This is a genomic window from Parafrankia sp. EAN1pec (assembly GCF_000018005.1).
GTDB lineage: Bacteria > Actinomycetota > Actinomycetes > Frankiales > Frankiaceae > Parafrankia > Parafrankia soli.
In genome coordinates this window covers 3741166-3755339 of the sequence record NC_009921.1, presented here as the reverse complement: position 1 = coordinate 3755339, position 14174 = coordinate 3741166, and the positions used below count along the sequence as shown (strand labels likewise).

9 protein-coding genes and 3 pseudogenes are annotated in these 14174 nt (G+C 67.5%); 2 read left to right on the top strand and 10 right to left on the bottom strand.

Annotated elements, in window-relative coordinates; all coding sequences use genetic code 11:
* Window positions 1–47: 47 nt before the first annotated feature.
* The 8 genes and pseudogenes from FRANEAN1_RS42190 to FRANEAN1_RS15425 all read right to left on the bottom strand — a co-directional run bounded on the left by FRANEAN1_RS42190 (window position 48) and on the right by FRANEAN1_RS15425 (window position 9438).
* The gene (locus FRANEAN1_RS42190; RefSeq protein ID WP_198145520.1) at window positions 48–197 is read right to left on the bottom strand and encodes a hypothetical protein; all 150 of its coding nucleotides are present in this window, start codon (window positions 195–197) and stop codon (window positions 48–50) included.
* A 214-nt stretch (window positions 198–411) separates the two neighbouring features.
* On the bottom strand, window positions 412–2163 hold the full coding sequence (locus FRANEAN1_RS37175; protein ID WP_020460735.1) for an IS630 family transposase: 1752 nt from the start codon (window positions 2161–2163) through the stop codon (window positions 412–414).
* Window positions 2164–2528: 365 nt separating this feature from the next.
* Window positions 2529–3200 carry a response regulator transcription factor gene (locus tag FRANEAN1_RS15450; protein ID WP_020460734.1) on the bottom strand — a complete coding sequence of 224 codons (672 nt, stop codon included), beginning with the start codon at window positions 3198–3200 and terminating at the stop codon, window positions 2529–2531.
* Window positions 3197–4393, bottom strand: a complete 1197-nt coding sequence (locus FRANEAN1_RS15445; protein ID WP_020460733.1) for a histidine kinase — start codon at window positions 4391–4393, stop codon at window positions 3197–3199. Before FRANEAN1_RS15445 ends, FRANEAN1_RS15450 begins: the two co-directional genes overlap by 4 nt.
* Window positions 4394–4447: 54 nt before the next feature.
* Window positions 4448–5278, bottom strand: coding sequence for an ABC transporter permease (locus tag FRANEAN1_RS15440; protein ID WP_020460732.1), 831 nt, complete (start codon window positions 5276–5278; stop codon window positions 4448–4450).
* A complete protein-coding gene (locus FRANEAN1_RS15435) occupies window positions 5275–6207 on the bottom strand; it encodes an ATP-binding cassette domain-containing protein (RefSeq protein WP_020460731.1) in 933 nt (310 codons plus the stop codon). The genes FRANEAN1_RS15440 and FRANEAN1_RS15435 overlap by 4 nt, the downstream gene beginning before the upstream one ends.
* Window positions 6208–6404: 197 nt before the next feature.
* Window positions 6405–6634: pseudogene (locus FRANEAN1_RS15430) on the bottom strand (integrase); the annotation flags it as partial.
* 254 nt (window positions 6635–6888) lie between these two features.
* Window positions 6889–9438: an ATP-binding cassette domain-containing protein gene (locus FRANEAN1_RS15425; protein WP_020460730.1), complete on the bottom strand. Its 2550-nt coding sequence runs from the start codon at window positions 9436–9438 to the stop codon at window positions 6889–6891.
* A 1056-nt stretch (window positions 9439–10494) separates the two neighbouring features.
* Between FRANEAN1_RS15425 and FRANEAN1_RS38890 the strand changes: the two are divergent.
* A pseudogene (locus FRANEAN1_RS38890) lies at window positions 10495–10915 on the top strand (transposase); the annotation flags it as partial.
* Window positions 10916–10948: 33 nt separating this feature from the next.
* Here FRANEAN1_RS38890 and FRANEAN1_RS15420 read toward each other — a convergent pair.
* Window positions 10949–12556: an alpha/beta hydrolase domain-containing protein gene (locus FRANEAN1_RS15420; RefSeq protein ID WP_157472658.1), complete on the bottom strand. Its 1608-nt coding sequence runs from the start codon at window positions 12554–12556 to the stop codon at window positions 10949–10951.
* 582 nt (window positions 12557–13138) lie between these two features.
* On the opposite strand from FRANEAN1_RS15420, the gene FRANEAN1_RS43465 reads away from it, so the two are divergent.
* Window positions 13139–13393 carry a hypothetical protein gene (locus FRANEAN1_RS43465; protein WP_347177234.1) on the top strand — a complete coding sequence of 85 codons (255 nt, stop codon included), beginning with the start codon at window positions 13139–13141 and terminating at the stop codon, window positions 13391–13393.
* 247 nt (window positions 13394–13640) lie between these two features.
* On the opposite strand, the pseudogene FRANEAN1_RS43460 reads toward FRANEAN1_RS43465, so the two are convergent.
* A pseudogene (locus FRANEAN1_RS43460) lies at window positions 13641–13847 on the bottom strand (transposase); the annotation flags it as partial.
* Between the last annotated feature and the right edge of the window lie 327 nt (window positions 13848–14174).

Below are 14174 nucleotides of genomic sequence, written 5' to 3'. Positions count from 1 at the left end.
CCTCGGCACACAGGGTCCCGCCGAGCGGCCCGCGTAGCCCACGCCGATCACGCGTCACCGGCGCCGGGGCGGGCGGGCCGCGGCGGGTTCGCGTCGTCGAGCAGCTTTGCCAGGACCTCGGGGGCGTCCCTCACCTGCTGGATCTCGCCCGGGTCGATGCTGCCGATCGCGGCCGCGAGTGTGTCGTCGATGAGCACCGACGGCCGGTTCTGGGCACGGTGCCGAGCCTCGGCGGTGGGGCGGACGAGTGTCCTGCGACGGTTGTGGGGATCGGTGACCGTCTCAAGGACCCCGGGCTAGTCTAGCCGGGCGACGCACGCCAGCGAATTACCTATGTAAAGCAAACAGAACCACAAGACACTAGTAGATTGTAAACCAAAATTCTTTCCGATGATACATAACTAAATGTCGTCACAAGTTGTTGGCGAGCAGCTTCCTGAATTCCCGGTGGAGTACCTCCACCTTGGCTACGATCTCTTCTGCGGTGGCTGTCCACTCGAACGGATGGGCGTCCCAGTTCCAGTTCTTGACATAGTTGTTGATGGTGTTGACGAGGTCCTGGACCGAGACGAACGCCCCGTGCTGGAGTGCGTGCCGGGTGAGAATACCGAACCAGTTCTCGACCTGGTTGAGCCATGAACCGCCGGACGGGGTGAAATGGAACGTGACGTTCTTGTGTCTGCGTAGCCATGTGTCGACGTCGGGGCCGTAGTGGGTGGCCAGATTGTCGACCACGACATGGAGCTCCGCACCGCCGTATTCCGCGATGACCTGGTCCATGAACGTGAGGAAATCGGCCCTGGTGTGGCTGGGGAAGCACCTGGCGGTGACCCGCCCCGTCCCGACGTCGAGGGCGGCGAACAGGTCGGTCGTGCCCTTCCGCTGGTAGTCGTGCGTGCGGGTGGCGACCCGGCCGGAGGCGACCGGCCGCGGTGGCTGCGTCCGGTCGCGTGCCTGCACCCCAGGCTTTTCGTCGATCGACAGGACCTCGGCGCCCTCGGGGGGATCAAGGTAGAGGCCGACGACGTCCTCCACCTTGGCCTCGAAATCCGGGTCCGCCGAGAGCTTGAAGACTCGGTGCCGGTGCGGCTGGAGATCGTTCTCCCGCCACAGCTGGGCCACGAAGGTGTGCGAGACCGACACTCCTTCGCGGCGCTTCAGGTACCGCGCCATCTCGGTGCTCGTCCAGTGGCTCAGTCCGGTCTCCGGTGGAGGAGTGGTCCTGGTCAACGCCAGGATCCGCGCCCGTACCCGCCCCGGGACCTCCCGTGGCCGCCCCGGGGACACCCGGCTCAGCAAGCCGGTGGACACTGACTCCACCTTTACCTCGAACGGTAGTTCCCCAACCGGGATCGGGATCGAGGGAATTAGTTGGCCTAGCGGGACCAGAAAGTCGAGGTTGATCGCTCCGCGTAACGTGAGGTGGGATGGTGTCAACTCGATCTCATTGTCGCGGACCTGGAAGGTGGTGACGCCGTCAATCTGCTGGGAGCCGATCAGCGGTAGGTCTACTGTTCCAGAGATGTTGAGGCTCCGTCCGCCGTCTGCCGGTTTCACCTGCAGGTGGCCCGTCTTCCCGGCGAGATAGGCGTTCAAGTCTGTGTAACTCATCTTGACCGTGGCCCGTACCTCGTCGACAGAAAGTTTTCCATCACCGCCGGTGATCATGTTGTAGATCGGAATTTTGATGCCTTTGGCGTTCGCGTCCAGCGAGGAGATCCGGGGGCCGGGTGTCGACAGGTCGTCGATGGACAGACTGACATCCCTGGGCTTCCCGAGCAGCACCTGGGTGAGGAACGGGAAACCGGCGATGTTGACACGCCTGACGGCTGGTTGGGGTGCATTGCAGTCCAGGGTGTCCGCGACGGCGGTTTCGAGTTGTTTGACGACCTGCTTCTCGACCATTGAGACCGTGATCCGGTCGAAGACCGGGAAAAGTGCGAGCAGAACGAGAAGAATGATCGCGATGGTTCGTCGCCGGCGGTGACGGCGAGGTTTTGGGGTGCCTGAGGCATGGGAATGTGGACCGGCTACTGGGCGGTCAGTCGCGCCCGCCGAATCGGCGTCGTGGTCGGTTGGGTCCGGACGGATTGGCCGCTGTCCGGAGGGCAGGCTGTCGGCCTGTGGTGTCGGCCACAAATCGTCGTGCTCTGGGGGGCTCATCGCAGCCGGATCGGTCGTAGCTCGGTCGGCCGCTGCCTGCCGGCCTGGGCCGGCAGCCCCCTCCGAGGATCGGGCAAAGGGTCGCCAGCTGCGGCTTCTCTGCCGTGTGCCTTACCTGGCCTGTCGGCGTCGGCCATCGGTAAATCCCACCTCGGGGCGATCCTCCTGGCTGGTCCTATTAACGCGCCGAGCCCCCGCCCCCGCACATGAGTCGGAAGGCTGATTTCCTGCACCCAGGTAAGACCAGCGAGGTACACCTAAAGAGTTATCGCCTTGAGAGTAAGCTGACCTTCGCGCGAGGGTGCGGTTATTGGCGCATCACAGATTACTCGCTCGTGGTATCGAGGTGGAGTGCTTCTCCCATGTCAATCGATTTCTGGAATAACCAGCCCGGATTCGTAGGCGAGAACCACGGCTTGGATGCGGTCGCGTAGGTCGAGTTTGGCCAGAATTCGGCCGACGTGGACCTTTACAGTGTGTTCGGAGAGGTGGAGTCTGCCGGCGATCTCGCGGTTCGAGTACCCGCGGGCGACAAGCAGGAACACCTCACGCTCCCGTTCGGTGAGATCGTGGACGATCTCGGGACGGGCCGCGCGGTCTGATCCGCTGTCGGCTGGCAGCGCGGCGAAACGATCGACGAGACGCCGTGCCGCGGTGGGCCCGAGTACGGCATCGCCCCGGGCGACGGTGCGGATGGCGTTGACGAGCTCCCCCGGGGCGGCGTCCTTGAGCAGGAAGCCGCTGGCACCGGCGCGCAGACCGTCGAAGACGTACTGATCGACGTCGAAGGTGGTCAGGATCAGCACCCTGCTGGCCGGGTGCCGGGCGGTGATCTGCGCGGTGGCGGTGATGCCGTCGACCCCGGGCATGCGGACATCCATGAGGACGACGTCGGGTTGTAGCTCGGCGACCGCGCGGACGGCCTCCGCTCCGTCGCTGGCCTCCCCGATGACGGTGAGGTCGTCTTCGGTGTCAATGACGATGCGCAGACCCATGCGCAGCAGGGCCTGGTCATCGGCCAGGAGGACGCGGATCATCGCCGCGGTCGATCGGGGACGGCCACCGCGTCGTCGCGCAGTGGCAGCCGGGCTTCGAGCTGCCAGCCGGTGGGTTCGCGGGGTCCGGAGTCGAGTTCCCCCCGGGCTGCTTCTATGCGGGCTCGCATACCGCTCATTCCGCGTCCGGGACGCCAGTTGGCCGGGGCTGGCTGGCCGGCTCCGTCGTCCTCGACGCGCAGATCGAGCGTGTCCTGGCCGAACGAGAGAGTGACCGTCGCGCTGGCATGGCTGGGCGCGTGTTTCATCGTGTTGGTCAGTGCTTCCTGTACGAGGCGGTATACCGCCAGTTGTGTGTCAAGGGGCATGGTGACAGGGCCCCCCTGAATGCGCAGATCGACGGTCAGGCCGGCCGTGCGGACCTGGTCGACGAGTGCGTCGAGATCGCGGACCGCGGGGATGGGGTGCCACCGATCGCTCTCGGGCTGGTCGTCCTGGAGCACGCCGAGTAGTCGCCGGGTGTCGCGCAGGGCGTCCCTTCCCGTCGCCGACACCGTCCGCATCGCACCGATCGCCTGCTCGACGTCGGCGCGGACCAGCCGGGTGGCCGCGTCGCTGACCGCGACCATGACCGTGAGGTGGTGGGCGACGATGTCGTGCATCTCCCGGGAGATGCGGGCGCGTTCGGCCGCGACGGCGAGCGCGTTCGTCTGCTCCTGTTCGCGCTCGAGGCGTTCGGTGCGGTCAAGGAGCTCCTGAACGTAAGCGCGGCGAACCGCCGAATACAGGCCCAGGCCGACCGCGGCGGCGACCATGCCGGTGAAGAACACCACCGGCAGCAGCAGACCCGCGCCGGACAACCGGACCGCCGCGGCGATGATCAGAATCTCGAGGGCGACCGCCCCGAAGTAGGCCTGTCGCCGGGTCCCACGAGCGGCAACGCTGTAGAGCGCCACGGGTAGCGCCATACTGCCGGCGAGTCGGACATCCCAGATGCCGAAGCCGACCGCGGCCGCCAGCACGGCCGCCAGGACTGACACCGGCCAGATCTGCCGGGCCACCAGCGGCAGCACCATGCAGGCCACCGCGGTCACGGCCAGCCACCGAGGCTCCGGCGCGCTCCGCAGCAGGTAGGGGCAGGCAAGTGCCACGACGACCAGCACGACGACGACATCGAGGACCCACGCCCGAGCGGTTCTCGAGCGTGGGTCCTCGACTGCTCCGACCAGCCTCATGGCCGCGATTGTCCGCGCGGGCCAGGGCGTACGCGATTCATCAGCCCGCGCCGGTCACGCGTCCCGCCCGCGGAGCTGCCAGGCGGCGACGCCGACCAGGACAGCGGCGTACAGGCACAGCACGGCGAAGCCGCTCCACGGGCCGAGCATGTCGCCCATGTCCGGAGGGCCGCCACCGAACACGGCACTGGCCGCCCGGTCGGGGAGATAAGGGTTGATGGTCGACGACCACGAATCGGGCAACAGGTTCGTCAGCGGCGGAACGACGAAGAACGCCGCGACGAAGGTGGAGATACCAGCGGCGGTGTTGCGCAGCAGCGCACCGAGCGCCAGCCCGATGACGCCGATCGCGGTGACGGCGAGCGCCGAACCGACGACCGAGCGCAGGGCTCCCGCATCCGTGATGCCGACGCCGAGGCCCTTCTGATCGAGAACGGCCTGGCCGCTGAAAAAGGCGACGGTCGCCGCGGCCAGCATCACGACGAACATGACCGTCGCGCACACACCGATCTTGGCCCACAGCACAGGCAGGCGCCCGGGTACGACGGTCAGCGACGACCGGATCATGCCGGTGGTGTACTCGCCGGTGATCAGCAGAACCCCGAGGACGCCGACAGCGAGCTCGGCGAAAGTGACACCGGCCAGACTGATGGAAATCGGATCGAAGGTGCGCTTCTCGACCGGATCGAGAGACGAGTAGTGGTTGGCCTGGACCGCACTGATCAGAGCACCAATACCGATCGTGAGAGCTACCGCGATCAGCAGGGTCCAAGCCGGCGAACGCAAGGACCGGAATTTCGTCCATTCCGAGCGCAGGACCCGGGCCTGGGTGACGGCCAGCCGCGGTGAAGCGGTCACGACGCCGGACCCGAGCGTGGCGATCATGCCGCGGCCCCCCGCACGGTCTCGTCGCCCGCGGCCCGGTACTCGACGGCCTCGGCCGTCAACTGCAGGAATGCCTCCTCCAGCGACGCACTGTGTGACGTCAGTTCGTAGATCGGCAGGTGGGCCCGCCAGGCAGTGTGGCCGATCTGCTCCGCCGTCAGCCCGCTCACCCGAAGAACACCGAGGTCGGAGCTGGTGACAGTCACGTCCGGCCCGAGCAGCAGCTCCCGCAGCCGCACCGCCTCCGGGGTCCGGACGACCACGCTGTCGCCGCCCGCCATCGTCACGAACCCCTCGACCGTGGTCTCGGCGATCAGCCGGCCGCGTCCGACCACAACGAGCCTAGTCGCGGTCTGCGCCATCTCACTCATGAGGTGCGAGGAGACGAACACCGCCCGGCCCTCGTCCGCGAGTCCCCGGAGCATCGTGCGGATCCAGAGCACCCCCTCCGGGTCCAGACCGTTCACCGGCTCGTCGAGGACCACGGTGTGCGGGTCGCCCAACAGCGCCGACGCGACACCGAGCCGCTGGCCCATGCCCAGCGAGAAGCCGCCGACACGCTTGCCGGCCACCTCCCGCAGACCCACCATCTCGATGACCTCATCGACCCTACGACGCCCGATGCCGTTGGTCTGCGCCTGCGCCAGCAGATGGGTGCGGGCCGACCGGCCGGTGTGAACCGCCTTCGCCTCGAGCAGGATTCCGAGCTCGGCCATCGGCGCCCGTGACTCGCGATAGTTTTTTCCGTTTACCCGCACTGTCCCCCGGGTGGGTTCGTCCAGGCCCGCGATCATTCGCATGGTCGTCGACTTGCCGGCGCCGTTGGGCCCCAGGAAGCCGGTTACCGTCCCGTCCGGGGCGGTGAAGGTCAAATCGCTCACGGCGGCCTTCTCGCCGTATCGCTTCGTGAGGCCGCGCACCTCGATCACGAGCTCCTGCCCTCCGTCGACCGACTGTTCGTCGAGGTCGACGCTAGGAGCCCGCCGGATAGTCGCACATCAGCCCAGCGGCGTACCGAGGCCCGGACGCATAGCCCTCCAGCACTACCCTGTGGGGCTCCAGAAGTCGGGTTTCGGTCTGTGAGCTGGCCTTTTGTGGTTGACGTGGTCGTCGGCGGGAGGTGTAAGGCGGCGTTGCGGTATTCGTTGATCAGCTCGCCGAGGATGCGTGTGCGACGGACGGTGGACTCCGAGGTCGGGGGGATCATGGGCGGCGGGTCGGGTGGGTGTTGAAATGCTCGGCGTAGCTGGTGAGGACGGCGGTCAGGTGCCGTTCGGAGACGGTCAACAGCCTGTCGGTGCATTCCCGGCGGACGGTGCCGACCCAGCGTTCCGCGATCGCGTTCGCCTGCGGAGACTAATGGGAGCTACCGGGTCGCTGTACCCCACCCGCCGGATGCGTATCCAGACCGGGGGGCGTCAGTACCGGCCATGTGTCCAGATCCGTCGGCATGCGCCCTCGGACCACAGCAATGCGGATGTGGATAGTCGACGGAACATAATCTGGACCATCACTGATTCCAGATGACCTCGATGCACTCGGCGATCGCGGCAATCGATACGATGATCGTCTGTCTGTGTCGCATGGTGCTCGACCTGATCGACACCGCATCACCACTGATCCGGCTGATACCTGCGCGGTGATCGCTGGCCTGGCCGCCCTGGCCGGTCGGCAGCGGAAACAACGGGAACCTGGTACGCCAGGACCGGCCGGTGGTGGTCTGGCCGTTGGCGGTCCGGATGGCGGTGTCGGGCCTCGCGCGAGGAGACCGACCCGCCGGTGTCCGTCTGTGCCGGTGGTCCGGCGGGTCGGGTGACCTTGGGGTCGATATGGCGCAAGGTGACCGAGGTCAGCGCGAGCGCGGCAGCAGCGAGAACAAGACCGAGAGCGATGTCGAGGACCCAGATCCCCGCGCTGTGTTCCCACAGACTGTCGGCCGGGTCGGTGCGCAGCACCTCGTTGCCGAGCTTGGAGACCTCGTTGAGGTCATCGGTGGACGCCAGCGCGGCGAACCCCCACCGGGCGGGGGCGATCCAGGCGACCTGTTCCATCACCATGCGCCCGGACAGCGACACCAGTCCCCCGGACAGCACCAGCTGGGCCATCGTCACCAACACCAGCACCGGCATCGTCTTGTCCGCGTTGTCCACCAACGTCGACACCAGCAGACCGATCATCATCGACGCCAACGCGGCAACAATCACCGCGACCAGACACTCCACCAGCGGTGAGCCCAGCAACGACGCCTCGGGTGGCGTGCGTCCCACCAGACCGATCAATGTGAAGATCACACACTGCAGCGTCGTGACCCCGGTCAGGACAATGACCTTCGAACCGAGATACGCCGTCCGCGACAGACCGATCGTGCGTTCCCGCCGGTAGATGTCACGCTCCTTCACGATCTCCCGGACCGAGTTCGCCATCCCCATGAAACACGCACACAGCACCAGCACCACCAGCACCTTCATCGCATCCGGGTTCGGCGCGTCCGGCAACGGTTTCAACCTGTCCGGCGCCGGGATTACCCACGGGATGACCCCCAACAGGAACGGAAACGTGATGATCAACCGTAGATAGGAGCGATCCTCCAGCACTATCCGCAGATACCGGCGGGTCAACGTCGCGAGCTGGGAACTCACCGACTGCTGACGCACCCCCGGCAACTCCGCCGGTGGCTTGCGCACAATCGGCGCGACCACCGCCGAGGGCACGAAGTACTCCGAGGCACGGAACCGGGCCGCCAGCTCTGCCCCCGGCATGCGTTCCAACTCCCGGAACACCGCCGCGAACTCACGGAAGTCGTTCTTACCGAAGTACCGCAACGCCCCGTCCGCCGGCCCGAAGTAGGCCACATGCCCCCCGGGCGCAAGCACCAGAATGTAGTCACACAGATCCAGGAACAGCACACTGTGCGTGACGACGATGACCGTCCGGTCGCTCCCGTCCGGGGATCCCGCACCCCCGCCCTTCGCCAACCCCTTCAATGTCTCCATCACCGACTGGTCGTTCCCCGGATCCAGCCCCGACGTCGGCTCGTCGAGGAACAGCAGCGACGGGCGAGTCAGCAGCTCCAACGCCACCGACGTCCGTTTCTTCTGCCCGCCCGAGAGCCGGCTCACCGCAGTGTCCGCGTGCGCGGTCAGACCGAGCTCACCGATCACCTCCTCGACCCGCGCCCGGCGTTCCTGCGCCGTGGTGTCCGCCGGGAACCGCAGCTCCGCGCCGTACTCCAGCGTCTCCCGCACCGTCAACTGCGCATGCAACGGATCCGCCTGCGGCACATAACCGATCCGCCACCGCAACTTGTCATACTCGGCGTAAAGGTCTTGTCCGGCATAGAGGACGGTTCCGGTATTGGCGGGGCGGAAGCCTGTGAGGGCGTTGAGCAGCGTCGACTTCCCCGCACCGCTGGGGCCCACCACCCCCAGCAGCGACCGGCCCGGCAACCGGAACGTCATATCATGCATCAACTGCTTCGCACCCGCGAACACCGACAGCCCCTGCACCTCGAACGCGACATCCCCGGAGTCGACGTACTCGACCAGGGAGTCACCCTCCAACTGGTACAGGTGATGACCGATCGCGATCACGTCACGCTGCCCCACCTGGGCACGCCCGACCCGCTGACCGTTGACGAACGTCCCGTTCGCCGAGTCCAGATCGACGACCTCCACCCCACCGGCACCTACGAGCAGCTCGGCATGATGACGCGAGGCGAGCAGATCCGATACGGAGATGTCGTTGTCGAAGGAGCGACCTAGACCCAGCCTCCCGGGCCGCAACCGGTGCCGCCCCCGGCGGGCGTGCACGGCGGCGCCGGCCACCGGCCGGCCCACCACCGTGCTGGCACCCACCCCGACCGGGCGGGGGGCGAGGACCACCTCCGGACCGTCGGCGGCACCAAGCCGGAACCGCACCTCGGCCAGGCGCACGGTGGTCGTGTCGCGCATCCGTCGTCCGGCCTGCCACAGCCCGTTCATGCTGACGTCGCGCACCCGCCAACCGTCGACCACCGGTTCGAGTACGAGATGGCGCCGGGAGACCCTGTCGTCCCTGATGACGATGTCGGCGCCGCGCGCACGGCCGACCACACACAGCGCATTGCCCATCAGTGTCATCTGACCCCCCGGGCTGGTCACGCTCAGCGTGGTCCGATCCACCTGTGCTTCCCTCCACCTCTGCCGTACTAGTGCCCGCGTCGGTGCCGGCCGGACGAGCACGTGACCGAACGGATCGTTGATCGTCTGCCTGCCTTCCCTGGTTCGCATTCCCGGCTGGCGGGATTCCTCGGTTCACGGCGGGTCCCGACGGCGACTGCGGGGGAATGGGAATCGTCAGGACGAATTATCCCCAGCGACGTTCTTCCGCGCTGCATTAGTTCATGAGTTCTCACCTGTGCTGGCACCTGTGGGTGGGTCCGCCGCCGGCGTGCTGCGGGTATTGACCGGCTGGCCCGACCGCGAATACCGGTTGACCGCCGGGCCTGCCGGTCGCCGGCCTCGCACAGATGTGCCCGTACGTCCAAGGCGATGCTCTCCCCAACTGCGTCAACCGCGTCGACCGCTACCGGATGCGGTCGCTCGTGTGACAGTTCAGACAGTCGCTGGAACGGGAACGGGAACGGGCGATGCTCCCTGGCATCGGCCGTAACACGGGGCAGTGGGCCGCCCGATGCTGTTCATGCGTCAGCGCTTCCTCAGGCCAGACACTCGGACAGCCGGATGCTCGGGCCGCGCGACGGGAGGCCGTCGCGCATCGCGGGAATAGCAGTACTCTCTGTTGCGGGTGCAGGGAAGGTCTACGTGTCTTCTCGGGTACGCAAGAAGGATGCGGGGATGGACCTGCCTTGGTGTCGTTCAGACACAGGAGCTTCCGACTACCGCGAACGCAGCACACGCCATCCAGTCCTTCTCCCGGCGGCATAGGCGTCGACGTCCTGGTCGGAGAACGGCGCGACCGGATCGTCGTTCGCCGGTTCGTCCTCGCCGCGCTGGCGCACGGCTGCCGGCTGGTGGAGATCATTACGCGGATAAGGCGTCTGTCCACCCGCAGTTTGTCGACGAGCCGCAGCCGGCGTCCTGCCGCGTCGGCACTCAGGTGCGTGGCCGTGACGGCTCCATATAACTAGGGCGCGTGTCGAGTTGTGATCTGTCCGCGGGATTCGTCCTCGTGACGGGGGCTGGTCCGGTAGATCGTCGTGCATGACGCGTGTGTAGCTGACGGACGAGGAGTGGGAGTTCATCGAGCTCTATCTGCCGATTGGCAGGTCCGGCCCGTACCCGCAGCGGCTGCGGGCGCAGTCCAAGGGCGTGGTGTAGCGGTTTCGGGCGGGTGGGCAGTGGCGGGAGATGCCGCGCGAGTTCGGTGCCTGGCCGACGGTGCACAACCGGTTCCGGCAGTGGCGGGACGCCGGTGTCTTCGAAGCCCTACTGGAGGGCATGTGGTCGCTGAGGCCGCGAAGCGGGGTGAGGTGGACATGTCGATGGTCAGCGTGGACTCTCCACCACCGCCCGGGCTCACCACGATGCCGCTGGGATGCACCTGGGCCCAGAGGTCCTCGCCGCCCTGGAGAAGGCCGCCGCGGAGAAGGAGAAGACCCGGGGAACAGGGGGCGACCTGGAGGAACAAGATGGGCAGAACGTCCGTTGCAGGGCCCGCTGGGTGCTGGGGTCAGAGCGCGGGGAACTGGTAGATCTCCGCCCGGGCTATCAGGTCCGTACGGTCGGCGGGGAGGACGTGGCCCGCCTCGATGGCGCGGTCTGTCGCGGCGGTGAAGGCATCGAGGTACGCGCTCCGGTCGGGATAGAGGGATCTGATGGTCGCCACACCGAAGGGCGTCGAGCTGCCGAGAAACGAGCACTGAAGACTCCCCTTCGTTCCGGGGACGCCGCTGACGGCCGCGACGGGAACGTCGACGACGGGGGTGCGGACGCCGCCCAGGGCGATGCCGTGGGAGTCACGGGCCAGGTCCCGCTCATTCGCGGCGACCTGCAACCGGGGCGCGGACGGGGGAGCCTGCCCGGTACGCACCCAGTGGACGAGCGTCGCCAGCCCGGCGCGCAGGACGTACGGTTGCGGGCCGTCGTTGATGTTCGGATCGCAACCGAGCAGCGGGGCGTAGTCGCCGATGATGGCACGATCGGCGTGGGACGTGCCCGCCACCTCCCAGACCCGCACGAACGTGGTGTCGGGCTGGGTAACCTTGCTGTACTCGAGCACCGACAGGTCGGTCTCGGTCTCGAACACCAGCACTGGCACATCCAGATCGTTCCGGATCGGGACGGGGTCGCCGGCCATGTCCCCGGCCTGGACGCTGCCGGCCAGCGGCGCGATCCCGCTGCCGCGACTATGTATGAGGAATCCGTCGAATTGGCGCGTCAGCGGCTGGACCGCGTTGGCATATGTGGACATCGTGGCCGCGGACTGCGATTCACCGACGGCGATCAGGCGCTCCAGCACGAGATCGCCCAGCGGGTTCGCGGCGGGATCGGTGCCGGGCCCACTCGCCGCAGGGGCTCCGCCCGGTCCGGTCGGTCCGCCTCCGCTGGTTGAAGCGCCCTCGCCGGCCGGGCTGCGAAGTGCCCGGCCGACCTGCGTGAATATGTCGTACGAGTAGGGGTCGCCAGGATGACTCAACGATGCGTACCGGCCCGGATCCGCCTCCCGTAGTCCCGGCTGTGTCAACCCGAGAATTGCCGAGATCCCGCCCTCACCGGCTCCGTCGACACCGACCTGCTGGGCCGTAACCGCGACGTAGGCATAGCCACGGCGCATGATCTCCGGCGAGAGGTACACCCAGCCGGGGTCGGCGTCCTGGCCGCTGGTCACGTTGAGCCACTCGACGAGGACCGTGCCGTTGAAGGCCGCCGGGTCGCTGGGCCGGCGCACGATCAGGCGGGTCCGGTAGTCGGCGGTCGTGCCCGGCTCCGCCGAAATCCGGCCGTTCGCGGGCCTGGCGTCGGCGGCGGTGTAGGACTGCGCGGTCCCGGAGGCGAAGTACTCACTCTCGACGTACCCGTGCGGCCGAAGATCGACGGTCCCCGCCACTTCTACGAGTGTGGGCGCACCCTTACCACCCGTGACCGGACCCGTGATGGTCGCCGCCGGGCCAGGGGCCGGTTCCCGCCGGGACAGGCCCGCCGTCGGCGCCGCGGCCGGCTGCCCCCCAGAACCGCCGGAGCCCCCGCACGCGGCCAGCGCGCCGATGCACAGCACGAGGACGAGGCCACCGAGCAGGCGAAGCCTCGACCACCGTCGAGGACGGTGAGGAATCGCCACTCGGCGATCGTCGCGCTCCCCCACCGATGGGTCGCGAGCGCTCTCCTGCTTGCTCACTGGCAGTCCCTCTCGACGACGGCAGTGGCGGGCATGGGGACGCATGCCCGTGGACCTTCCACAGATCACCGCTTGTCATCTGGAACACTAGCAGTAAAAATTTACTGGCACTAGGTTTTGCGAGCCCCGCCCACCGGAGACCGAGACCATGGTTTTCTCCGCGGGGGCCCTGTCCACCGCGAAGATCGCTTCGCCGTTGCGTCGCGGTGGCCGGCAACGCAATCTCGACCGCCGCGCCGGGGAGATCCGCGAGGCGTTGCGGTCTGAGCAGCTGCAGGCCGTGCCGCTCGTGGCCGACGCTTTCGGACACACTGTGACCGCGCTGGTCGTCGTCCTGGCCGCGCTGACCGACCAGATCGAGCGGGTCGAAAGCGAGCTGGGTTCGTGTTTTGACCGGCACCCGGACGCCGAGATCCTGCGGTCCCAGCCCGGGCTGGGACCGGTCCCGGGTGCTCGCCGAGTTCGGAGACGACCCCCACCGTTACCACTGCCAAGGCGCGGAAGAACTACGCCGCGACTTCCCCGATCACACGCGCGTCCGGTACTTGCCGGGTCGTGCTCGCCCGCGTCGCGGGCAACAAGCGGCTGCGTGACGCCCTCTACCTGCAGGCGTTCACCGCGCCGACCGCCTCACCGGGCGCGCGGGCCTACTACGACGCTTACCGCGCCACCGGCGCCACCCCCACCAAGCACTCCGTGCCCTGGCCAACCGCCTCGTCGGCATCCTGCACGCTGCCTACGCCGCCATCTCCACTACGACGAGGCCATCGCCTGGCCTAACCACGACCAACAGAAGATCGCCGCTTGACAGCTAGCTCCGTGGAGTGTCTACCAGGGCTTACTAGGTGACCGAAGGTAATTGGAACCCTCGTTCTGGTAATGGGTTGTAGGAATGGTGGCAGGTGCGGCAGGCGCCGGTTCAGACGTTGAGCAGGGTCTGGAGGGTACGAAGGACTCCGTAGGGTCAGGCCGGCGCAGGGTCTTTTGGGGTGCGTCATAGCTGGGTACGCAGGGCCTGGGCCAGGCAGGCGAGGGTGACGTGGCGGTGCCAGCCGATCCAGGACCGGCCCTCGAAGTGGTCCAGGCCGAGGTCGTCTTTGAGCTCGCGGTAGTCGTGCTCGATCCGCCAGCGCATCTTCGCGAGACGGACGAGCTGGCGTAGGGGGATGTCTGCGGGCAGGGTGGACAGCCAGTAGTCGGTGGGTTCAGCCTGCCCGGCGGGCCATTCGGCGAGGAACCGTGAACGCTTCTTTCCCTGCGGGTTCGCCGGGGTCTTGTGGCTGCCGCTCCGCCAGGTCCCCTACCCGTCACCCGGCGCAGCCCGCCACCGCCAGCGGCCAGGACCAGGGCTTTCAGGCTCGACGGCGGGTCCGGGTAGGCGGGCACGGGCGGCCGGCCGGTCCCGGAGTACACCGCCGCGACAGGTACCGCCTCCACCGGGTGCGCGGTGGCCGTCGGGGTCACCGCGAGCGCATGGACCAGGCCACGGTCAGTCAGACCCTGGCGGAACTCGGCGGCATCGCCGTAGCCGGCATCAGTGACCACCGGCCGGGCCGGCACC